Origin of the sequence: Carnobacterium sp., assembly GCF_040274945.1 — a bacterium.
In the GTDB taxonomy this organism is placed as follows: domain Bacteria; phylum Bacillota; class Bacilli; order Lactobacillales; family Carnobacteriaceae; genus Carnobacterium_B.
The window spans coordinates 1-24,492 of the sequence record NZ_JBEMAR010000002.1; the positions used below are offsets into that span (position 1 = coordinate 1).

Here is a 24,492-nt window from a genome sequence, read left to right on the forward strand (position 1 = left end):
CTGGCGTTGCTTCTTCCTCTTCACTTGGTACTTCTGTTGGTGCTTCTTCTACTGGTGTTGATTCTTCCTCTTCACTTAATACTTCTGTTGGTGCTTCTTCTACTAACGTTGCTTCTTCCTCTTCACTTGGTACTTCTGACGGTGCTTCTTCTAGCATTGATTCTTCGGGAGTTGGTTTCTCTGCTCCAGATAAATCATCATGTATAGGTTGCTCAATTATTTCTAGTTGTTGAATAAAATCTGCTAATGTAAATTCTACAGAATATGTATTATCTTGATTATCTTTCACAACAGCTTTTAAAGAAGAAGCTTCTAATAATTCTTTAATCTCTATTTCAAAGTTACCATTTTCATCTGAGACACCCGTAAACTTCTCAGTATCATCAATGACAAGAATAACTTCACTATTTTCTAATGTACTACCTGATACTTTATATGTTTTTTCATCTATTTGAGTAATGGTTATTTGTTCAATTAAATCTTTAACTTCTACCTTATTTTCACCTTCCATACTATAAGCAGTAATATATTCAATGATAATAGCATTATCAACTAATTCAATATTATTTATTATTTCAGGCTGTTCTGTTTCAGATGCATAGATAACATCTTGATTTGTAGCTAATGACAACAATATTCCACTGGACAAGGTAATAAACAACTTTTTTTTATTATTTTTTTTCAACTAACAATCCTCCAAACATATTATAAAAAAATGATACTATTTTAGTATAACATAAGAAAAGTTAAGAAAATTAAATTACATTGTTCTTTTATTAAAACAGTTACAAGTTGTTCACATTCTATTAATAAATTGAATAAAAACAGTATAAACTGACCTCTATTTTTATACATTTACAATAAGTTTTTTAATACCTAATTTCTTTTTCCGATAGATCTATTTAATATGATTAAATAGATCTATTAATTTTAAAATCAAAAATGAATCTTATAATACACATTTAAACTTTGCACTAATTGCTAAAATAATTAATACCTTAATCCTGAATAAAAACACAGAAAAATAGCGTGAAATACATGGTTTCACGCTGCTCATTTTTTATTTTATTTTAACTTAATTCAGCTCATCCATATTTTTGAACGAAGAGCCAAACAATATAAACTTTTGGGAATTAAACCAAGTAAATTAAAAATTTTATCTACTTATTATTAACTCTATTATATTTAAATGCCACGTTTCTCAACCTTGTTTTCAGCTAAGATTTTTTTATTTTTCTAATTATATTTAATATCTTTTGTGAAATTCTGTATATTTCTGGATGTTTAAAATAAAATATATATTTTCTATATATACTGTACCCATTATTTATAATTATAAATCTAATATTTTTTAATTGTACATAATGTTTTCTTCGATCATTTAAACTCATTTTCGTACAATAAATAATACATTGGCCTAGAAGATGATTAACTCTACTATTAAGAGCATTATCCATTTCTACTGTAATTTCTTTTAAATCACTATTAAATTCTATAGTTTTTTGAATAACTTTGGTAAGAGATTCAATACGACGTTCATAATTTAGCGATGTAATAGTAGAATCCAAACGTATTCTTCGATAGAATAACTTATCCTTAATGCATTTAACTTTTCTACTCTTCATTAAAAGTTGGTAACTAAACAATTCATCTTCATGTATAATGCCTTCTAAAAAATAAATACTATTTTCTAGAAGCACTTTTTTCTTTATAAATTGCAAGCAAGGCGATGCGTAAAAATCTTTATTTACTGTCATTTCTATAAATAAATCTTGTCCATTTAATGTTTTGTCATATACCTTATTTCTTTCATAGTTCATATTTCCAATTTTCATATTATCTACAGATTTATCAAAAAAAGATTTCCCTTCAAATAAAATTAATTCTAAATCTTCTTTAACTGCTAAATTATATAGGTGCTTCATAGCTAAATCAGGTATTAAATCATCACTGTCTAAAAAATAAATATATTCACCTTTTGCATGTTGAATGCCTTTATTTCTAGCCTTACTTTGACCAGCATTTTCTTGATAATAGCCTAGTATATTAGTATAAGATTCTGTATACTTTTTAATAATCTTACTTGACTGATCCGTAGATCCATCATCAATAAGAATCAACTCAATATCTTGAAAATTTTTTTGAGAAATTACACTTTCAATACAATCTTCAAGATAGTTTTCAACGTTATAAACAGGTACAATAACCGAAATCTTTACATTTCCCATATTATAATAGCCCTTCTCTCTTAAATAATAGAGCCATCCCTAAACTATACTTATAAATAACAAAAAATTTCGCAATAAGTATACTAAAAATTTTCAGAATAGATTTCACTTAACTTTTCCATATATCCTTTAACTGAATGATTTTTTGATACCGCATCATAAGATTGTATGCTTTTTTCTTTGATTTGTTGAGGGTTCTCTAAAATTTCTAAAACAATTTTTTCCAATGAATTTTGTAAATGAGCTCGTAGAGTTTGCTTTTTTGTTATACTACTCACATCAACTTCGCCTGAATTATCTAAAGGAAGCTGAATCATCCATCCTATAGTGCCATTATTTATTTCTGGAAGAGCACGAACATTAGTTGTAATAACAGGGCAGCCGGATGCTTGAAATTCTAAAACTGAGTAGCCATAAGTATCTGCCCAAGTTGGCAACAAGCCGACATCACTATTTTTCATCATTTCAAGTAATTTTTTATTGTCTAAACTTTCGTAAAAATTTATCCAATCTGTATTTCTTAGTTTATTTTTCATCTCTTGTATTTCTTCTTCAGTATCTTGATATTTACCAAAGGCATAATTATAGCTTTTGCCTAGGGAAACAATTGTTAGTTCAAAATCGAAATGACGCTCTTCTTTAATCTTAGAAAATACATCTAGTATCTCTTTACCACCTTTACGAGTAAAGTCTTTCCCAACAAACAAAAATTTTAAAATAGGGTTAACTACCTTTAGCTCCACTTCTGATTTTTCCATCAATTTTTCTTGTGGTGGGTTTATTTGAATCATTTTTTTCTTAATAGTATCTTTGTATTGTGGGAAAAATCCTAAAAATCTTAATTCCATTTCATAGTTATTTTTAGATAACGATATCACCTTTTTGCAATAATCTTTTGCTAATATTTCCACATATTTTTCTGTTCTATTCTTTTCTTTTATACTCTTTTTAGTAAGATTGTTATGGTCTAAAAATGATGTTGCTGAAGTTCGAGGAATATAAGTTTCAAAAGTTGAAATCCAAGAGATTTTTTTATTAGTAACAGTGTTAAAAAGGTGTAATCCATCTACTCCTTCATCATTAAAAACTATATCTTTAAAATAGACTACTGCATTTCTACCTATAAAGGGTATTCTTTTTAAAGCTGTATGTGGATAATAAGTATTTAAACTTTTCACTTTTTTTAATGGGTGAAGATTTCCATTTATAATAGTTCTTCTTTCAGGATATGAATCATTAGTGTAACCTATTTTTTTCATTGGGCACCTCTCTTTTAAGAATAATTCATTTACTTATTCGAAATTGCCTAATCTTTATTTTTCATCATATAAATAATGATTTTCCAAGTATATGGTCTAAATTTAGTTGTTACAGATAAATTTTGATATCTTGTTTTTATTTCTAGTCTTCTTTGTGTTCTGCTAAGATTTTTGTCAGAAGCAATACCAAGTAGAATATAGTTTAATATAAAACTTTCATACGCTAATTTTGAGAAAAATTCTTTATGAGTTTCTAACCACTGTTCAGTAAAGTTCCATCTATTAATATAACCTACTCTTGACTCCATAGGCACATCAGAATGATAAATTATCTTTGGATCTTCAACTTGTATTATTGTTAAATCATGACTATTATCGACATTTAGCAACCAGTCCCAATCCTGATGCTTGATTAATCCTTTAGTAAAAGGTGTTTCAATAAGAATATGTTTGGGAACAAGCACGGTTGAAGTTTGAATAAATCCTATATTTTTTAATCCTTTTGTTTCAAATAAATAGTCTGAAATTGTTTTTTTACCGCTATTTTTATAATCAACATTTGGTAATTTATCATATTTTTTTTGATTTGGCTTTTTGTATCTTTTTAGCGACGTAAAGCATAAAAAATCATCATCAATTGACAATCGATTTTTCTTAATTAAATCCATCTGACTACTTAATTTATCACTAAACCATTCATCATCATCGTCTAACAAACCTATTAGTTCTCCATTAGCTTTTTCCACACCTATATTTCTTGCTTCACTTCCACCAACTTTAGTATTTGTTTGAATCAAATTAATTTCTATATTACTCATTTTTTTAGCTTGTTCAATATATTCTCCAGTTCTAGCAGAAAAACCATCTACAACAACGACAATCTCTATATTTTTATAGTCTTGTTTAATAACACTCTCAACTGCTCTTTTTAGAAAGAACGGTCTATCAAATGTAGGTATTACAACACTAATTAATGGTTCATTCATTCAATTCATCCTTTAATTTTAATTCTTATTATACTAATAACAAATTTCAAAAATCCTAAAAACTGAAAATAGTCTCATAAGGTATATACTCTATATACGTTCCGGAAATAATAAATATTAAACAAAAGACTACAAAAGTAAATCCAAAAAATAGAAATAGATTAATTAATTTATTTTTACTAAAAGATGAAAATAAAGTTGGTACAATAAGTATTTCACTAGTAGAAAATAAAGTACCTATTCTCCCACCCACAGTACTTAAAGTTCCTAAAAATATTAATATTAAGGAAGCTATAAAATATATTTTTAGTAATAAATTAAATCTATTTTTTTCTTCTTCTATTTTTGGATAAGCTAAAAATACTGCTGCAAAAAAAAGAACTAATTGCATCCACAATATTGGATTAAAAATCCATTGTCCATTTGTATAATTTGGGCTAGTAAAATAGGCATTGTACCGATCAGGAATTGCCCAAATATATATTTGGGGAATTTGTACAATTATTCCAACTATGAGACTAATACTTAATAGAGAAAATATATTTTTTAATGTCAAATGCTTGAATACATAGTGGAAAATATAAACAATAATAAATGACCAAGCTGTTATATGAAATAACGAAGCTATAAAAGTAATAAGTAAAAATTTAAATGGTTTTTTATTTAATATATAAGGTATAGTGTATAACAGTATAATACAAGCCATTGCAGATCTAATTTGTCCCATATCACGAACCAAAAAAAATCTTGCATAATAATAGAGTAAAACTAAAGAAGGAAATGGAGTGAATTTATAAACGAAATTAGTTAGTAAAATTAAGCTCACGAAAGAAAAAAATAATATAAATGTATAATAATTAAAACCCATAGATTTAAAAAGATAATTTAAAAATAAAAAACCACTTTCTGCTTCTATTTTTCCATTAAAAACATCAGAGAATTTTTCAATCTCTGAATAAAATTTTCCATATGAGTTGAAATCATATCCTGTATAAAAACGGAATCCCGCTACGATAGCAAGTATACTACCAGTTATAATAGAGATTTTTTTATTTCTCAATACTACTTCGATAGTCGCTAAAATAAGCAAAATAACAAAAATACTTACATAAAAAAACATATTGGGCCTCCGTTATTTATCATATTAAAATCACTTTTATCTCACTTTTATAAATTTTCAATAATTCTCTTTGTGTTTCATACCATTTCTTCGTAGTATAATTCTTTTTACATATGATTATAACTTCATCAAACGATAATGTAGGATTAACTGAAGATACAGAACTATTAAATAGGATAGAAGTTTGATGTTTATTAGTTTTCATATTAGATTTATCTTTTAACTTTTCAACAATATAATTGTCTAATTCTTGTTCAGAAAGTATAAGTTTTGAATCTCTTTCTGGATGAAGTATTGCATGTATCATTTGATCATACTTTTCATTTTCATTCTGATATTTGTTATTGCTTATATTCAATATTGTATCATTATCTTTGAAAGCAAATCCGTATATATCGGTAACTTCTTTTTTTAATAAATTCCTGATTAGTGCCATAAAAATCCCACCAAAAATACTTATAACTAATGCTATTGCAGTGTACAAAATGATTTTTTTGTAAGAAAATCTTTCTTCAACATTAATATCTAAATCAGAATTAGGTATTGAATCTGATTCCATTTCGTAGCTTTTAATTACTTCGGGTTCAGTGACAACATAAACCGTTTTGTTATCAAAGAAAGGGCTATCCTCGTTAGAAATCATATTAAAATAAACATCTGCAATCAACCGATTTTTTTTCGTATATCCTGTTCCAACTTTCAAAGTCATTATTTGTGTATTTGGATTTAGTGTTACTTGCACTGCAAGTTCAGGACTAGGATCAATAGAAGTACCTGATTCTTCTTCAACTTTTTTAAGAACATCTTCAGAAGTTAAAAGTTCATTCATTAATGAATTAGCTAAAAAGGGCTCACCTAAATCGTTTTCCATATAGAAACTAAAAGCCATTCCTCCATCTTTTTGAAGATTTTTCATAATTAATTTTATCTCTTCAGGTTCTAGTTGTGCCTCAAATGGTATATCTTGATTAAGTTCACTCAGTTTAACTTCCTGTTCTTCTAAAATATTAGTATTCTCATCAATTTTACTGTCTGTGTAAATTGTATAACCTATGCCTAATAAAAATAAAGAAAAGAACAAAACTGTCATAGTGATAATTATTTTTACATTGTCTTTAAGAAAAAATACTATTTCATCTAAAGTAGGTAAATTCTTCAAGTACATGTCCTCCTCATTTTGAGTAAATTTCATCTAATAACATAGCTGTATATTTCATATCATATTGTGATAATTCTGGAAGAGGCTCATTACCGTATGGTTTTTTAAGTATTATTTCAGCCCACTTTTCTGCACTTTCTTCTAATTTAATAAAGTGGACATTTTTAGATAGTTTTGTTTCAGAAGATACTTCCGTTGACAAAATTAATTTAATATTTGCTGCTTGAGCTTCTACAGCCGAAATTGGTAACCCTTCATACAAAGAAGGCATTACAAAAGCATCCATAGCAGTTAATAAATTTGGAATATCATCTCTTATACCTAAAAACAAGACTTTTTTTTGTAGTTTTTTTGAAAGAACCTTTTCTTCTATTTTATTCCGTAAAGAGCCTTCCCCTATTAAGATTAGAAAACTATTAGAATTTTTCCGAACTATCTCTTCAAAAATATCAATGAGGAAAAAATGATTTTTTTGTTCTTCGAATCTTCCTATATTTCCTACAACAAAAGCCTCTTTAGGTATATTAAGGCTCTCCCTAATAAATTCTTGTTTTACAGGTACATTCCGATACATATCTATATCAATGCCATTAGGAACAAAAATAAACGGTTGATTTTCACCATAAAGACCAATCCCTGCTTCAGTTGAACAAGCTAAATAATCAGTTGCATTCACTTTCATCAATTGATCAAAAAATTTACGAGCTATAGTCAAAAATAAATTACTTTTTTTCCCATCTTTGGTAGCATGACTATGAATAATTCTTTTTTCAATCCCAGCCCGCTTAGCTAATAATAAATTTAATCCTCCTCCAAAAAACACTTCATTATGAACTATGTCAAATTGTTTTTCTTTCAATAAAGCATTAACACCTTTTATATATCCAACAATGTTTTTTTTAGGATTAGGAACAGCGTATATGTGACCACCCAACTCATGAATTTCTAAATTGTATGGTTTAACATCTATAAAATCATTGTATATTAAAAAATCAAATTGAAATTTTGAGCGATCAATATTACGGTAAGCATTCATCATAAATGTTTCAGCTCCGCCTTTTCCCATCCGTCCCTGAAAATGAAGAACTCTCAATGGTTTGTTCATTATTGTCTCAAACCTTTCTTTTAAAATCTTCTTTTAAACTTTTCAATTGTTTTTGGTGAAGTCGTACTAATTGTATACATTATTTTTGAAGCTGTATAATTTAAAAGCACAGATTTTGACTCAAATAATATTTTCATTACTTTCCTCATTTTAGTGTCTAAAAGAGTTTCGTCAGTGGCTTTCTTTACATCCGGAAAATTCACAACTTCTCTAATATACTCTAATTTATCACGATAAGTTAATGTACAACTTTTACTGTGTAAAGGGATGAGGCAAGACATGACCCCTTTAAGAAATAGAGCACTAAATCCTCTATGATTTTTTTCAGTTAAGAGTGTTAGTTCACGGTAAAATTCTACAAATGTATCAAATTTATTATCAAAATACTTATTTGTTAAACTATTTCGTCCATCGAATGAATAATTATAAAGAACGTCATTGACCACTTTACAACTGTTCACGTGATGAAAATATTGAATATTAAATAATCTGTCTTCACAACTATTATACGCTGGGAAAACTATATTGTTTTCCTTCACAATAGATAGTTTATATAATTTGTTCCAAACAACATACATTAACTGTTTATTCATTAAGGGATAGATATTATTTAGAAATTCTTTATCAGTATTTATCATTAGTTGAGGAGCCTTTACTTCACGAGTTTCTACAACTTCATCACCATCTAAAACCATTAATTTATACGAAGAAATAATTAAATCAATATTTTTTTCATTTACATAACTGGCGTACGTACTTAGTGTGTTTTCTTTCATTACATCGTCTGAATCAATAAATAACAAATAGTTTCCATTGGCCAACTCAATACCTTTATTTCTTGCATTACCTGGTCCGCCATTTTGAATGGTTTTAACCTTCACTCGATAATCTTTATTATGGTAATGTTCGATTACTTGTTTTGTACTATCTGTAGATCCATCATTTATAATTATCAATTCGAATTCAGTAAATGATTGTGCCAATATACTCTCAATAGTTAGGCCTATTGAACTTTCGCAATTGTATGCAGGCATAACTACACTGAAAAAAGGAGTATTCTCCATTTCACTTTATCCTTTCATTTACAAATCAAACCAAATAAGTTATATCATTTGGAATTTCTTTATTTTTTTCTTCTTCCTCGTCTAAACCTTTAGATGAAACTTTATCGAATAATATTTTTATTGTTTGCAACATGATTTTCACATCAAGTAAAAGTGAATACTTTTTAATATATAACAAATCAAAATTTAGTTTGCTATTAAAATCTGATGCATATTTACCATAGACCTGAGCGTAACCTGTAATACCTGCTCTAACATTATGGCGCAAATAATAATGAGGATTTTTTTTTTGGAATTGATCTACAAAAAATGGACGTTCTGGCCTAGGCCCTACTACAGACATATCGCCTTTTAAAACATTAAATAATTGTGGTAATTCATCAATTCTTAAAGAACGAATGTATCTCCCAACTGTTGTTACTCTAGCATCATTAGAAGATGCTAAAACAGGACCAGAGTCCTTTTCAGCAGATGCACTCATACTTCTAAATTTTAAAACGTTGAACTCTTTACCGTCTTTGGTAATTCTTACTTGCTTGTATAGTACTGGTCCTTCAGAAGTTAACTTGACTAATAAAGATGTTATCAACATAAATGGTGAGGTGACCATGATTAGAATAATGGAAAAAAGAATATCCATTAAACGTTTAATTAAATCGTCTTCAGAAGAAATTTCAAAATTAGAAATTTCAATAATACTCTCATCCTCAATATTCATAATATTTGGATTAACTAATAACAAATTATCAAAGCTAGTTGTTAAAAATAATTTTTTCTTTTCGCGAACTAACAAATTATAAATATTTTCCTTTTCTTGTTCACTTAATCCGCTAGCTAAATAAACAATATCCACCTCATCAAGGTATTTCTTTACATTAGTATAATAGTTAGATACTACAGCATACTTAACAATGTGTCTTTTACTTTTTGCATTTCCAATATTGAATATTGCATTTTTTATATCTTTTTCAGTTCCGACAACCATTACTTGTTTACTTCCACTAAAACGTTCATAAAATTTATAGACAATTACACGCCAAAAGAATAAGATAATTGTGCTAAAAATAAGACTAATTAATAATACTGATCTTGGAAAAGTAAACCATCTACCAAAAAAAGTTAATGCCATGATTGATATGGTCATAATTAATTGTATTATAATAGTAAAATATAAAAAATCTGCAATAGATTTATTATAAAAAACGTAAACTCCAAATAATAAATTTAATAAAACAAATAAAATTAAAATATAAAAAATTGAATTCTCATAAGCATTATAATTATACATTGGAATGTCGCTTTTATAGCGTACATAAAAAGAAAGGAGAATAGACAGATGATATAAAAAAACATCCATCAATACTATTATTATCTTTTTCGTTTTGGTAAACTTTTCTCCTTGAGACATAATTTTTTCCTCCGATCAATAACTGTTATTCGAACACGGCTTATATATAATATCATAGAAACACTCGAAATCCTATTACGTACTTATTAAAAAAACTTACTAACATTTCAAATCATACCACAAATTTTTAAAGATTTCATAAAATCAAACAGTCATTACCCTACACTTTATATCCTCCATGTTTTTTATTTCCTATATAAATAAAAAACAATAGTAGAAATATTGAAAAAGCTGGGTTTAAATATCCACCTTTTTGAAAATTTAACGCTATAAAGACTAATCCCATTTTAAAATTTATTACTAATGCATAAATACTGAAGGCACTAATTAGTAAAAATGGTACCAAACCTAAGTCGGATAAAAAATAAGCATAAACATTCCATATATTAGGTGTATGTCCTATCCCGTTCCCAAGAAAAATATGTTCTGTATTGACATAATCCCAGCTTCTGATAATCCTAAAATAAGCTGATCCATCTTCTCCACTTAATATATCAACTGTCCTATTTATAATCGTTTCATTGATTAAATCCCATGAAAAAAACACCACAGCTATAACCAATAGTAAGTATATAGTTGTTTTTTTCGTCCAGTTTAATTCTCTTAAATTAATTTTATCTATAAAGTGTAATGCTTGTATCATCAACATAATTCCTATCGCACTATATGAAAAAGTCAAAAATAAGGTCAAAGAAATAAAAATAGTAAATCCTTTTTTTATTTTTACATCAACTTTGTTGAAGTAATTCATTGATAAAATAACATTTAGAAAATATCCAAGGTAAGCTGGTTCTGAAAAAATACTCCTTGTTCTAATGAAATTTACGTTTTCATTAAAGGCATAACTCAATAAATCTGACCTAGTAAATTCCCAAAAAAATTCGTATGGTAGCTGACCATTTGAATACAATGCAAGAGTGATATAAATTCCTATTAAACAAATTATGACAGCTATAATATTAAGAATTTTCAAAAACAACGCTTCTAGCTTTTGTTCTTTAACATAATTATATACTCCAAAAGTTATAGCAATATAATATGAAATTCTTATTAAGCTTGCTAATCCAGTCTTTAAAATAAAACTACTATTTAGCTGTATATTCATTATAATGTTCATTGCTATTAAGCCAACTATCAAAAGAATCCAAAGCAGTTGTTTTTGTTTCACTTTATAGTTCCCACTAATTATCAGACCTACTCCTACTAAAACAAAAATATAATCACTTAAAGTGAAGATACCAACCATCCAATCTGTTACAATAAATGATACACTCATCAAACTCAAGATAATTACTGCCCACATGCTATGGTACTGCTCATTAAAATTTAACCATTTTGTTAAAATAGAACTATTCTCCAAAGTCAAAACCCACTTCCTAAAATTAATCTATTTATTCCCTAAAAATTCTGTTGGTTTTTGCTTGTCTATACCGAATTCATATAAGATGGCAGATAAAATTCTTTTACTTGCTTGTCCATCTCCATACGGATTATTTGTTGTGGCCATTTTTTTATATTCAGATTCATTTTCTAGTATTTTTGTCATTTCTTTTATGATAGTTTCAGTTTGAGTACCTACCAACTTAAGTGTCCCAGCTTCAACGCCTTCAGGTCTTTCAGTTGTATCTCTAAGTACTAGTACTGGAACTCCCAAAGAAGGTGCCTCTTCTTGAACACCGCCTGAATCTGTCATGATCATATAGCTTCTAGCAGCTAAATTATGAAAGTCCATAACTTCAAGTGGATCAATTAGATGAATTCTAGGGTGTCTCCCTAAAACATTTTTAGCCATATTTTGAACATTAGGATTTAAATGAACAGGATAAATAATTTCAATATCTTGATGTTGATCCACTACTTGCCGTATAGCTTGAAAAACTCGTTCCATGGGTTTTCCATGGTTTTCTCGGCGATGCATTGTCACTAAAACAACTTTACTATCTGGATTAATATTTTCTAAAACAGTATGGTGATAGCCCTTTTGTATCGTTTCCTCAAGTGCATCGATTGCAGTATTTCCTGTAACGTAAATTTTTTCTTCCGGATGATTTTCTTTTAATAAGTTTAGTTTGCTTTCCATTGTAGGTGCAAAATATATATCTGCGATTACATCTGTTAATTGACGATTCAATTCTTCAGGAAACGGTGAATGTTTATTTCCTGTCCGAAGACCGGCTTCAACGTGTCCAACTTTGATTTGATTATAAAAAGCAGATATACTTGCAGCAAAAGTAGTTGTCGTATCACCATGAACTAAAATGATATCTGGCTTGTCTTTTTTCAAAATTTCATCAAGACCTATCAATACAGATGATGTAATTTCTGATAAAGTTTGATTTTCTTTCATGATATTCATATCATAATTTGGCTTAATTCCGAATGTCTGTAAAACTTGATCCAACATTTCTCTATGTTGAGCAGTAACTGCAACGATAGATTCAAACCTGTCTGATTGCTTATTTAATTCTTTTACTAATGGAGCCATTTTAATTGCTTCAGGTCTAGTACCAAATATTGTCATTACTTTTATTTTTCTCATAAAGATAAACCTCCTGAACATTTATTTAACTATTTAATTTTTTTCTATTAATTCTTATAAACCTATATGTCAGATTTCTTCATTTTTTTAATTTATGCTGTATCTTTTATTTTTACTAAAAATAAAGCTGCCTATTTTTAATGGCAGCATCTATTTTATGTTATTTGACTATATTGATTACTTTTTTAATATATATATAAACTTTATCCATTAAATTGATACCTTTTATTTTTTTAAGGCCCTGTTTTTTTTCACTTTTTTTAATGGAGCTAGTTATTAATCCTGAATAAATTGAAATCATTTCTCTTTTAATTAATTTTTTCTGTTCTTTAGAATATTCACTTTTTAAATATAAATTCCTTAGTTCTTTATAAATAACTAGATAAGAATTAAATGTTTGTTGCAACCGTTTTTGACTTTGATTCGTCATAATTGAATTTTCACGATATCTTCTATTGTAATAAAAAATATTGACGTAACACATAGACTTACTATTTAGAAATACCTGAGTAGTAAATAATTCATCCTCGTGTAAAATTCCTTCATAAAAAGAAAGCGCATTTTTTACCAAAACTTCTCTTTTAACCATGTACAAATATACTGGAGATGCTAATGTTTTACGATTTGATTTGAAACGATCCTGTGTATATTTTTTTCCTTCTTGCAGACGTTGGCTAAAATCGTAGTTATTTTGTTTGATTGGTTTATTTAACCCATCTAAAAATGCTTTGCCGTTAAACCTTATAAGATCGACTTGTTTTTCTTCCATTAATTCAACTAGTTCTTTTACGGTCGTTAATTCAATATAGTCATCAGAATCTACAAATAGTACATATTTTCCATTAGCTGCTTCTAATCCTGTATTTCGAGCACTGGAGAGTCCTTTATTCGCTTGTTGAATAAGTTGAACTCTATTATCTAACAGAAAGGGTTTCACTTTTTGATTACTTGTATCTGTGCTTCCATCGTCCACTATAATAATTTGTAACATCTGATAATTTTGTTTTATGATAGATTTCAAACAATCTTCTATATATAGTTCAACATTGTAAACAGGCACAATTACTGAAACCAAAGGTTGATTTTGCACCAAAATTATTCATCCTCTTTTCTATTTATATTACCTGTTATTACTTATTTTTTTTTGAAATTAGTTCTTTTAACAATTTTAATTGACCTGTAACCAATAGTCCTATAAAAAATAAAACAATAAAAGCAATTCCATAAATTACAAGATTTATAAAATTAGCAAATGGTAAACTAGGTACTACTAAAAAGAATACTGCTTGAATAAGAGCCATGATAATTGGCTTTATTAAAACTTTTATGACTCCTTCAAAATTAGATTGAAATAACCGATACATCAATAGATAATTCATTTGAATAAAGTTTATCGTAAAAGCTAATACGACCATCAATGCAACAGACTCAATACTTCCAGCTACCACTCCTATTGTTATAGCTGTCACAGTTACAATTGCTGATAAAATTCCAGAAAGTAGCAATAAATCTGTACGATTGGCAGATTGAAATATTGCACCACTACTGCTTGATATCATTTGTATCCATACAGAAAGTGCTAATATTTGAAATGTTATTACACTATCTCCCCATTGGTTACCAAAAAGAAATAGAATGATTTCATTAGAGTTAAAAAATAAGAAAACAGATAAAGGAAGTCCAATTGTTGCTAATATGGAGGTAATCTTTAAATATACATCTTTAATTTTTTTATAATCCGTTTCATAATTAGACATTATCGGTTGAATTACTGGAGAAATTACATTCGTTAAAATTTGATTAGGGTATAAAGACACTTGATAAGCTTTGTCATAAAAAGCTAAAGAACTAGATGATAAGTAACGTCCTATCAATACACTATCTAAGTTTCTAGAGAAATAATTAATAAAATTAAATAGAAACTGATTTTTTGAAAAGCTAAAAATCTTTTTCAACGGTTTTTTATCTATTTTTAATTGAGGTTTTAAATTTGTCTTCATATAAAATATACTGAACAATAAAGCTGCTTTTACAGTATTACTTATAATTAGTGAATAGTAACTAAATCCATTTATAGCAAGGACAACAGATACAACCCCTGCTGCGATATTAGCTAATATCATTACAATATTTACCGTACTAAACCTTTTCTCTCTTAATAAAATTGATTGTGGTACAACCAGAATACCATAAAAGAATAATGTCACTGCTAATACTATGCTGATTGGTCTATAAACTTGATTATTATAAAACGCACTAATAGGATAACCTGCAAATGCAAATATAATTCCTAAAAATAATGCTAAATACAATGAAAACCCAAATATACTATTGATTTCTTGTTTAGTTAATGTTTTATTTTGAATAATTGCCGGGCCTATTCCAAAATCGGCAAGCATTTGAAAGAAGATTAAAAAGACATTTACCACAGCTACTATTCCGTACTCATCTGGAGTTAAAATTCTCGATAATATTGCAGTAACCAATAATTGAATCACGACATTCGAATATTTTCCTAACGCACTATAAAATATTCCTTTTTTAAACTCTTCAGCCATTCCCATAATTTCTCCAACTCCTAAATTCTTTTTATAAAGTTGTTAATCTTTTGTAAATTAACAATCCTTATACAATGTATTTAATCTTATAACTTTATATATTTTCTAAAAAATCTATATTAACTCTTTACTTAAATATTTAAGTAAATATTTTCCTATTTATTCTTTTTATAACATTTTTAACTACTAGATTGTGTAACAACCCTTATTAGAAAATCTTTACAAAAGGTAACAATACTATTTCAAAAAAAAATATCAAGCTAATGTAAAATTTATTTTAATAAACAATTTAGATAAAAACATTGATTAACCAAACCTCTTTTTAATCACGTTAAAGCTCTTCTGAAATTTCTTTCCTACTGTTACTCTCAACTGCATCACTTTTAGTGCACCAGAATATTTTTCATTTCTCAACAGTAGAATTAATATTTTAACAAACGAGTTCTTCTCTTTTTCAGTTTCTATTTCGGAAATGGCTTGGTTAATTTTCGAATCATCCATTAACTCTTCGATTCGTTCTACTTTTTCAGTTCCGGTTAATGGGCAATCCTCCCAAGATAGGTTACTTAATTCTAAGTATAACGCTCCCCAATATTGTTGATTTACTAAGTCACGATACTCTTTTTCCTTGCCCCAATGCACCATCCACTCTTCAAAATGACTGGCAATTGTGTATTCACAAAAAAAGCGTTCTTTACGGTAGCGATTCACAGCCGAACCTTCTCGAAAGACATAATGATAATAGGCTTTTTGATGGTAATAAATAGTTTGGACATTCATGCCTACTTGTTGATTAAATAAAGCATCTTGTCCAACTTTTTGATTGGTAAAGCGGCAGTTGTGTTGCTTCAAAAAATCGTGTTTGTATAATTTATTCCATAAAGCATAAGGAGATAAAGAATAGTGTTTTCTAAATTGATTTCTAAAGGCTTCTTTTGTTAAAAGTCCATCTAACTCAGAATTTTTTTCTAGTGTCGTAATATTGCCTTCTTTGTCTACTTTTTCATTATAGTACCCACAGACTACAACATCAGCATTTGATTCTATTGCTTTTGTAACGGTTTCTTCAATTAAATTGGATTCAAAATAATCATCTGGATCCGCAAAATAGATGTACTCACCAGTCGCTCTATCCAATCCGGCATTTCTAGCAAAACCTGAACCGGCATTTTTTTGATGAATGACACTTATACGTGGATCTTTTAACTGATATCGGTCGCATATTTCTCCAGACGCATCGGTTGACCCATCATTCACTAAAATAATTTCACTATTTTTATACGTTTGGTTTAGCGCGCATTGAATCGCTTTTTCCAATTGTTCTGCAACATTATATATAGGCATAATAATTGATACTTTCTTCATCATTTATACCCCTTTCACTTTACTGACACAATGACTTGCCTATTATAGCATAATCAATTAACTGAAACATTACAGTTTTCTAAAGTCTGTTCTCTATTTTCATTGTAAACTTTACCAAATTTTAATTTGCTTTGCGTTGACTTATTTTCGTTAAATGAGTAGACTTAATCTTGTTGGGTAGAACTATTAAAATCAAAATTCGAAAAAAAAGAGGGATATTATGGCCATTTTAGTAACTGGTGGTGCTGGTTATATCGGCAGCCATACAACTGTAGAATTATTGAATGCTGGACATGAGGTTGTCATCGTAGATAATTTTTCAAACAGCAAGCCTGAAGTGTTAAATCGAATTAAAGAAATTACTGAGAAATCGTTCTCTTTTTATGAAGTTGACGTATTAAACAAAACAGATTTAGAAGCGGTTTTCAAACTTCATGATATTGAAGCTGTCATCCACTTTGCTGGTTACAAAGCTGTAGGTGAATCTGTTAGCGAACCGCTAAAATATTACCACAATAACTTAACTAGTACCTTTGTTTTGGCTGAGTTAATGGAAACTTACAATGTTAAAAAAATGGTTTTCAGTTCTTCTGCAACAGTTTACGGGATGAACAACGTTTCTCCGTTAACTGAAGACTTGCCTTTAAGCACAACAAATCCATATGGCACGACTAAAATGATGATTGAACAAATCTTACAAGATGTTTATGTTTCGGATCCTTCTTGGAGTATTGCTTTACTTCGTTACTTCAATCCTATTGGAGCTCACGAGAGCGGACGAATTGGTGAAGATCCAACTGGTATTCCAAATAACTTAATGCCTTACATCACACAAGTTGCTGTAGGTAAACGGGATCAATTAAGTGTATTCGGTGGCGACTATGATACTGCAGATGGCACAGGCGTGCGCGATTACATCCATGTGGTTGATTTAGCTAAAGGCCACTTAAAAGCTGTTGAGAAAGTCCTTTCTACTGAAGGAATCGAAGCTTACAACCTTGGAACCGGCATTGGTTACAGCGTATTAGATGTCGTAACGAATTTCGAAAAGGCTACAGGGAAAAAAGTGCCATATGCGATTATAGACAGACGTCCTGGAGACATCGCTACTTGCTATTCAGATGCTTCAAAAGCTGGTACAGAACTTGGCTGGAAAGCTGAACACACACTAGAAGATATGTGTCGTGATTCCTGGAAATGGCAAGAAATGAATCCAAACGGATACGAAGAACTAAACGTTGAATAAACCCATTAGTTAAACAAATTCATTCCCCTATCTGATGATTTATTTCGTTAGATAGGGGAATGTTTTTTTAATTCTACTATTATAACGAGCAGTCACTTTTACAAGAAATGTCTTTCTATGAACAAGTCACACAAAAAAATGACTCTACTCTTTCTTGTAATTGCTCTGCTTGAAATAATAGCATAAAGTGGTATAAGAAAAAAAACACTCTTCCATGAAAGAGTGTTTTTCAACAGTTAACCAGAAATTATTTTTTTATGCGATATTTTTTATTAGAAAAAACTTTTATTTTAGAACGAATGTATTTTCTTGTACGAAATGGTGTTGGCTCATTAATGGACCCATTTTGATAAACTTCAATTGATGCATTAATAACTGCGCCTGCGGTCATCAATGACCCAATAACTTGTAGCCAGATCAACATGATCATGAATGTTCCAATCGTTCCATACGTTTTTGCACCAAAAGCAAAATATTCCACATAAATAGCAAATACTTGGGAAACCAACATCCACCCAATAGTTGAAATGGCTGCTCCAGGAAGAACACTTTTTAAGGTTACTTTTGCATGTGGAACAAAGTAATACAACATGCAAAAAATAACAAAGAGCACACTCATCGTTACGGGCCACCTCAGACTTTGAAACGTCTCGCTGATCATTAAAGGCAATTCGAACACTGGAGTAATGTATTCCAATATCAATTGTCCAAATCCAAAAACAATAACCAGTATCATAATACATACAATCAATAGTGTCGTTAAAATTAATGAAAATAAGCGAATAATCACTATGTTTCTTCGAGACTCTACACCATAAGCTTTATTCATACTTACTTGCATCGCATTCATTCCTCGACTGGATGACCAAAGTGCTCCAACTACAGCAATGGATAAAATGCCCCCACTGCTTTTACTAAACCAATTCATCAACAAGTTTTCTAATTGATTAAAAAAGTAAGTTGGAACAGCATTTTCGATATAAGGCAACAGTTCTGCGGCGTCTAAGCGCAAGTAAGGTAGTACATTACTTACTACAACCATCACAGGGAAAATGGATAATAAAAAATAATAACTAATAATAGCTCCTGAATTCCACACTTCAGCTTCCCGATATTTTTGAATGAGAATGACACTAAACTTTTTTACTACCTTTACTGTTTCTTCTTTCTTTAATTCTAACTTACTTAACAGACTATTTGCCAACATCTTTAAACCCCTTTTTCGAAACCAAACCTCATTATACCCACTTGATTGAATAAAATAAAACAAAAAAAATCTTTTTATAAAAAAAACTTATCATATAAATCGTTTTATAAGCGGCACCTTTGACATACCTTTTACACAAATGTAGCTGATACAAAAAATTATAATAGTCAAAATTGGCACCGATAAAATCGGAGTCATAAACAGTGTGGTTACTCCCGTTTTCCATACAAGAAAAATCAGCAATACATGAATTAAATAGATTCCAAATGAGTAGGTTGAAAATTCTGTAAGAATATGTCTAAACAAGACAGAAACACTCTTAGAATGCAATTTTTCTTTCGCTAATAAAAAAACAGCAGCACTCATAAAAAAGACATTTGGTGTTAAATACTGATATGGCAGATCATAATGTTCCCCTTTTTTTAGCGACTCTATACTGGTTACTACAATCGTACTAATCAACCCGGCCACTCCTAGAAGGTAAATCGCAGTTTTTATCCACTTTTTCAAGTTATAATGAGCCAGGTAATAGCCAGCAAAGAAATAACCAACATACCCAAACGTAATGTCTAAATTGATGCCTCTTTCAGCAAAGGTAACTGTCGAACTAACAGGAAATTCATAATAAGAAGGCAAAATAATACCGATATACCAGCAAAATGCGATTAGGTAGAGAATAATCTTTTTCTCTTCTGCAATTTTTCTTAAAAAAGGAATCATGACGTAAATCTCAATCATCCGAAAAAGAAACCATAAATGAAAATGCCCTTCTTTAAATGCTTCAACGATCACGTCCCACACTTCTGCATTAAACGTTCGATACTCATTCCAAGTAAAAAAAACTGCATACATTGCTGACCAAAAGATAAACGTTGTTACTAAGCGAAATATATTCTTTTGATACAGTTTTTTAATCGAAAACGCTCGATTTGGGTCTAAAAAAAAGATTCCACTCAGCATGAAGAAAATTGGCACACTCATCCGAGCAAAGCTGTCGTAAATATTTAATACTTGCCACTGGTACGAATCGATGGCGTATAATTCAAAATCGCGTGAGACAATGTGAATCGTAATCACTAAAAATGTAGCTGCTACACGAAGAATATCCGCATATAGTACCCTTTCTTTCATTATTTTCTTATCCCCTTTTAACTGTTTTATTTCCTCACTATTAGTATACCATCAAAAGAAACAAGAAAACGAAGTAATCCCACAATTCTATTTGGGGATTACTTCGTTTTCTAAAATCTAATAATTAATCTTTTTGTGCAGTCAAAATTTTTGGACCATCTTTTGTGATTGCTAATGTGTGTTCAAACTGACAACTTAATCCACCGTCTTTAGTGCGGGCAGTCCAACCGTTGTCATCCATTTTAGACTTCCATGTTCCAGTATTGACCATAGGTTCAATCGTGATCACCATACCTTCTTTTAAGCGCAGACCTTTTCCGGCTTCCCCATAATGTGGTACAGATGGTGCTTCATGCATAGTGGGTCCGATTCCATGTCCAACAAATTCGCGAACCACAGAAAACCCTTCTGCTTCAACGTACGTTTGGATAGCATGTCCGATATCGCCAATACGATTTCCAACTTGTGCTTGCTCAATACCTAAGTAAAGAGCTTTTTTTGTTACTTCCATCAATTTTTCCGTTTCAGGAGATCCTTCACCGACGATATAGCTCCAGCAAGAATCTGACATTGCGCCTTTTAAATTAACAACCGTATCAACTTTAATCAAGTCGCCGTTCTTCAATACTTCTTTTTTATTAGGAAATCCATGACAAATTTCGTCATTAACGCTGACACATGTTGCATATTCATAGCCTTCAAAACCAATTTGTTCAGCAATTCCACCATGCTCTTCAATATAGTTGTGCATAAATTCATTGATTTCCCAGCTCGTAATACCAGGTTTAATAATCTCTCTCAAGGCAATATGTGCATTTGCCAGTAATGTTCCGGATTCATCCATTGCATCAATTTCACGTTGTGATTTTAGTGTAATCAATTTCGTTCCTCTTTTCTATTTAGTCATTCATACGAGTTTGTTTTTACTCTTCTATTCATTATAAGCTTATTTCTTGAAATTGTGAACCATTCTTCTGGTTGATTAAAATATAGGCCTTTTCTCTCATAAATAAATGGTTTCACATCTTAATTTTAGCGTGAATTAGTCTTTAAAAGGCTTTCTATTTGAAAAATTCTTACTTTAGGGTTATTTTTATCCCGTTTTCCGTTATACTTTACTATAGAACAATTAATGAGAGCGAGTGGTTTTTAATGAGTAAAAAAACAACCTATACCCCTAAAAAAAATACCAATAATCAGCTATATACGGTAACTGAACCAATGGAATTACTGCCATTTTTATTAAGCATTATGAGTCATACAAGTCGAAATTCAGTTAAATCGATTTTAACTAGAGGCCAAGTGACTGTGGATGGAAAAGTAATAAAAAAACACAATCACCCACTGCTTCCTAATCAAGTTGTCGCGATTCAATCCAATAAAGCAGCAATCAAGGAGACCGCTTTAGTTGGAATGACGATTCTTTATGAAGATGATGCGATTATCGTTATCGATAAAGAGGCCGGTTTATTGTCCATTGCCGCTAAATTTGCGCAAGAATTAACAGCACACCGTCAATTGATCAACTATGTCAAACAAGAGAATCACAACAACCGCATATATGTGGTTCATCGCTTAGACCGTGATACTTCAGGTGTGATGGTTTTTGCAAAAACAGAACAGGTCAAACAAGAGATGCAAGAAAACTGGAAAGACATCGTTAAAGAACGGATCTATACTGTTTTAGTCGAAGGCATCGTTTCTGAAGATGAAGGCACCATTAAAACGTGGTTAACCGAAAGCAAAGCGATGAAAGTTCATTCCGCTACTTATGATAATGGCGGAAAATTAGCCCTTACCCACTACAAAAAAATACGGAACAATGATGACTTCACATTATTGGAAGCACGTTTGGAAACGGGACGTAAAAACCAAATTCGGGTTCATATGGAAACACTTGGTCACCCCGTTGCAGGAGATAAGAAATATGGTGCAACTTCTAATCCTTTAAAACGATTAGGTTTGCATGCCACTACATTAGCTTTGATTCACCCTACTAGTGGAGAACTGGTTCGGTTCCATTCAAAAGTGCCTAAAGTTTTCTTGATGAACTCAAAATAATTCTATTTAATAAAAAAATAAGAAAGCTTTGCTTTATCTCTCCTCTAGTTCAATGGTATGATAGTTAAAATGTCTATATTAGTAAAAGGGTTTAAGGATGGTTGGCGATTATGGAGCATAAAAAAGTATCTGTATTAGGAGTTTCTTTTGACAATAAAACAAAAGAAACTTTCCTCGAAGAGTTAATGGATCGGGTCAATCACAAACAAAAATCTTTTGTGGTGACCGCTAATCCAGAAATTGTGATGTATGCAAAAAAAGATCCTGCTTATATGTCTTTAATGAAAGAAGCGGACTACGTTATTGCTGACGGAATCGGCATTATAAAAGGTTCAAAAATATTAGGAACCCCAATTGTAGAACGTGTTGCAGGATATGATTTGATGTTGGCATTGCTTGAAGAAGCCAATAAACAAAGCAACCGGGTTTACTTGTTAGGTGCACAAGAAGAGGTTTTACAAAATACTGTTAAAACCGTGCGTGAACGCTACCCTGCTATCAATCTAGTCGGTGCCAGAAATGGCTACTTTGATTTTTCGGATGCTTCGATTATTAAATCCGTTCAAGCAACGCAACCAGACATGGTCTTTGTTGCCTTGGGTTACCCAAGGCAAGAGCAATGGATCCAGCACTATATGACTACTGCCTCAAAAGGGTTACTAATGGGCGTAGGTGGCAGCTTTGATGTTCTTTCTGGAAAATCAAAACGTGCTCCAAAATTCTTTATTCAATTGAATATGGAGTGGTTGTATCGTTTAATTAAACAACCCTATCGATTGAAACGGATGATGGCCTTGCCTCACTTCTTACGCGAAGTAAGAAATGAAAAGAAACAATTTTTCAAAAAATAGTCCGAAAAAAGCTGAACAAATCTGTTCAGTTTTTTTTGCAAAATTTTCAATAAAAATCGATACAAATGAGGTTAGACAACTATGAAAATACTACACATCAATGCAGGCTTAGAAGACGGTGGCGGAAAAAACCACATTCTTTCCCTGCTTTCTCAATTTGATCCAACTACGGCTGAGCTGCTTGTTCTAGAAAATGGCATTATTGCGGATGAAGCTAAAAAGCTTGGGATCGTTGTACACGTTCTTGAGCAACAATCCCGCTATGATTTATCTATTTTGAAACGTTTGACTCAATTTATTAATAACCGGTCTTTTGACATCGTGCATACCCATGGCGCGCGTGCGAACTTTATTTTTTCTACGATTCATAAAAAAGTTGCTGCACAGTGGCTTATCACGGTACATAGCGATCCTACGCTTGATTTTATGAACAGAGGCATTAAAGGAACGTTATTTACTAAATTTAATCTAGCTAGTTTAAAAAAAGCAGATCACCTGATTGTAGTAACCGACAGTTTAATGGACCCCTTGCTTAAACTAGGCATCAAAAAAAACAAACTAACGATTATTTATAATGGGATTCAATTCAATTCGAATACAAGCAAAACGCCAATGACGAATGATAGGTTCACTTTGACTTGCGTTGCTCGCTTGCATCCAATCAAGGGGCATGAACGACTAATAGACAGTCTACACGCTGCTAACTTCACTAATTTTTCGTTAAATTTAGTTGGGGATGGAGAATTAAAAGTCTCTCTTGAAAAAAAAGTCCAACAGTTAAGTATGCAAGAAAATGTTCATTTTTTAGGCTTTTTAAACAAACCACAAGTAGAAAATACCATTGCTAACTCGGATCTTACAGTCTTAGCCTCTTCCAATGAGGGTTTTCCAATGGTTCTTCTTGAATCAGCGAACCAAAAAGTGCCTTTTATTGCTACAGATGTCGGTGACGTTGCTCTCTTAGTACCAGATGAAAGTTATGGTTGGTGTGTCCCACCTGATTCTATTGAGTCGTTGACAACAGCTCTAAATGAGGCCTATGCTGAGTGGGAAAATCACACATTAAAATCTAAAGGCGAGCGGCTCTATCAATTGGCTTCTACTCAATTTTCACTTGACCGTTTTTATAGCGAAACAGTGTCTCTTTACGAAAAATTAACGCGTAATTAATCCGCTCTTTAATAAATGCAGTCGTTTCTTTTATT

Annotated in this window: 21 protein-coding genes; 4 read left to right on the plus strand and 17 right to left on the minus strand. The window is 30.5% G+C overall.

The window, feature by feature from the left end; translation table 11 throughout:
• The 14 genes from ABS916_RS02420 to ABS916_RS02485 all read right to left on the minus strand — a co-directional run.
• Positions 1–685 (minus strand): Ig-like domain-containing protein (locus ABS916_RS02420; RefSeq protein WP_350450390.1); only part of this gene is annotated, 685 nt, incomplete at its 3' end.
• 532 nt (positions 686–1,217) lie between these two features.
• Positions 1,218–2,228, minus strand: a complete 1,011-nt coding sequence (locus tag ABS916_RS02425; protein ID WP_350450391.1) for a glycosyltransferase family 2 protein — start codon at positions 2,226–2,228, stop codon at positions 1,218–1,220.
• Positions 2,229–2,311: 83 nt separating this feature from the next.
• On the minus strand, positions 2,312–3,487 hold the full coding sequence (locus ABS916_RS02430; protein WP_350450392.1) for a glycosyltransferase family 4 protein: 1,176 nt from the start codon (positions 3,485–3,487) through the stop codon (positions 2,312–2,314).
• 47 nt (positions 3,488–3,534) lie between these two features.
• Entirely contained in the window at positions 3,535–4,473 is a 939-nt protein-coding gene (locus ABS916_RS02435; RefSeq protein WP_350450393.1) for a glycosyltransferase family 2 protein, read from the minus strand.
• 55 nt (positions 4,474–4,528) lie between these two features.
• Positions 4,529–5,593 (minus strand): EpsG family protein, encoded by a 1,065-nt coding sequence (locus ABS916_RS02440; RefSeq protein WP_350450394.1) that lies wholly within the window; start codon positions 5,591–5,593, stop codon positions 4,529–4,531.
• A 19-nt stretch (positions 5,594–5,612) separates the two neighbouring features.
• The gene (locus ABS916_RS02445; RefSeq protein ID WP_350450395.1) at positions 5,613–6,758 is read right to left on the minus strand and encodes a hypothetical protein; all 1,146 of its coding nucleotides are present in this window, start codon (positions 6,756–6,758) and stop codon (positions 5,613–5,615) included.
• Between the two features lie 7 nt (positions 6,759–6,765).
• Positions 6,766–7,818, minus strand: a complete 1,053-nt coding sequence (locus tag ABS916_RS02450; protein ID WP_350450396.1) for a glycosyltransferase family 1 protein — start codon at positions 7,816–7,818, stop codon at positions 6,766–6,768.
• Between the two features lie 59 nt (positions 7,819–7,877).
• The gene (locus ABS916_RS02455) at positions 7,878–8,891 is read right to left on the minus strand and encodes a glycosyltransferase family 2 protein (RefSeq protein ID WP_350450397.1); all 1,014 of its coding nucleotides are present in this window, start codon (positions 8,889–8,891) and stop codon (positions 7,878–7,880) included.
• Positions 8,892–8,946: 55 nt separating this feature from the next.
• Positions 8,947–10,329 carry a sugar transferase gene (locus tag ABS916_RS02460; RefSeq protein WP_350450398.1) on the minus strand — a complete coding sequence of 461 codons (1,383 nt, stop codon included), beginning with the start codon at positions 10,327–10,329 and terminating at the stop codon, positions 8,947–8,949.
• A gap of 160 nt (positions 10,330–10,489) precedes the next feature.
• Positions 10,490–11,695, minus strand: a complete 1,206-nt coding sequence (locus ABS916_RS02465; RefSeq protein WP_350450399.1) for a hypothetical protein — start codon at positions 11,693–11,695, stop codon at positions 10,490–10,492.
• A gap of 21 nt (positions 11,696–11,716) precedes the next feature.
• Positions 11,717–12,868 (minus strand): non-hydrolyzing UDP-N-acetylglucosamine 2-epimerase, encoded by a 1,152-nt coding sequence (gene wecB / locus ABS916_RS02470; protein ID WP_350450400.1) that lies wholly within the window; start codon positions 12,866–12,868, stop codon positions 11,717–11,719.
• Between the two features lie 160 nt (positions 12,869–13,028).
• The gene (locus ABS916_RS02475; RefSeq protein WP_350450657.1) at positions 13,029–13,958 is read right to left on the minus strand and encodes a glycosyltransferase; all 930 of its coding nucleotides are present in this window, start codon (positions 13,956–13,958) and stop codon (positions 13,029–13,031) included.
• A 40-nt stretch (positions 13,959–13,998) separates the two neighbouring features.
• On the minus strand, positions 13,999–15,432 hold the full coding sequence (locus ABS916_RS02480; RefSeq protein ID WP_350450401.1) for a lipopolysaccharide biosynthesis protein: 1,434 nt from the start codon (positions 15,430–15,432) through the stop codon (positions 13,999–14,001).
• Between the two features lie 300 nt (positions 15,433–15,732).
• Entirely contained in the window at positions 15,733–16,791 is a 1,059-nt protein-coding gene (locus ABS916_RS02485; protein WP_350450402.1) for a glycosyltransferase, read from the minus strand.
• A 220-nt stretch (positions 16,792–17,011) separates the two neighbouring features.
• Here ABS916_RS02485 and galE point away from each other — a divergent pair, with 220 nt between their 5' ends.
• Complete coding sequence (galE, locus tag ABS916_RS02490) at positions 17,012–18,037, plus strand: UDP-glucose 4-epimerase GalE (RefSeq protein WP_350450403.1); 1,026 nt, start codon at positions 17,012–17,014, stop codon at positions 18,035–18,037.
• Positions 18,038–18,284: 247 nt separating this feature from the next.
• Here galE and ABS916_RS02495 read toward each other — a convergent pair whose 3' ends face one another.
• The 3 genes from ABS916_RS02495 to map form a co-directional block, all read right to left on the minus strand.
• A complete protein-coding gene (locus tag ABS916_RS02495; protein WP_350450404.1) occupies positions 18,285–19,244 on the minus strand; it encodes a YihY/virulence factor BrkB family protein in 960 nt (319 codons plus the stop codon).
• A gap of 90 nt (positions 19,245–19,334) precedes the next feature.
• Entirely contained in the window at positions 19,335–20,375 is a 1,041-nt protein-coding gene (locus ABS916_RS02500) for an acyltransferase (RefSeq protein WP_350450405.1), read from the minus strand.
• A gap of 124 nt (positions 20,376–20,499) precedes the next feature.
• The gene (map, locus tag ABS916_RS02505) at positions 20,500–21,255 is read right to left on the minus strand and encodes a type I methionyl aminopeptidase (protein WP_350450406.1); all 756 of its coding nucleotides are present in this window, start codon (positions 21,253–21,255) and stop codon (positions 20,500–20,502) included.
• A gap of 272 nt (positions 21,256–21,527) precedes the next feature.
• On the opposite strand from map, the gene ABS916_RS02510 reads away from it, so the two are divergent.
• The 3 genes from ABS916_RS02510 (at position 21,528) to ABS916_RS02520 (ending at position 24,457) form a co-directional block, all read left to right on the plus strand.
• Positions 21,528–22,436 carry an RluA family pseudouridine synthase gene (locus ABS916_RS02510; RefSeq protein ID WP_350450407.1) on the plus strand — a complete coding sequence of 303 codons (909 nt, stop codon included), beginning with the start codon at positions 21,528–21,530 and terminating at the stop codon, positions 22,434–22,436.
• Between the two features lie 110 nt (positions 22,437–22,546).
• Complete coding sequence (locus ABS916_RS02515; protein ID WP_350450408.1) at positions 22,547–23,287, plus strand: WecB/TagA/CpsF family glycosyltransferase; 741 nt, start codon at positions 22,547–22,549, stop codon at positions 23,285–23,287.
• 81 nt (positions 23,288–23,368) lie between these two features.
• Positions 23,369–24,457 carry a glycosyltransferase gene (locus ABS916_RS02520; RefSeq protein WP_350450409.1) on the plus strand — a complete coding sequence of 363 codons (1,089 nt, stop codon included), beginning with the start codon at positions 23,369–23,371 and terminating at the stop codon, positions 24,455–24,457.
• The last annotated feature ends 35 nt before the right edge of the window (positions 24,458–24,492 follow it).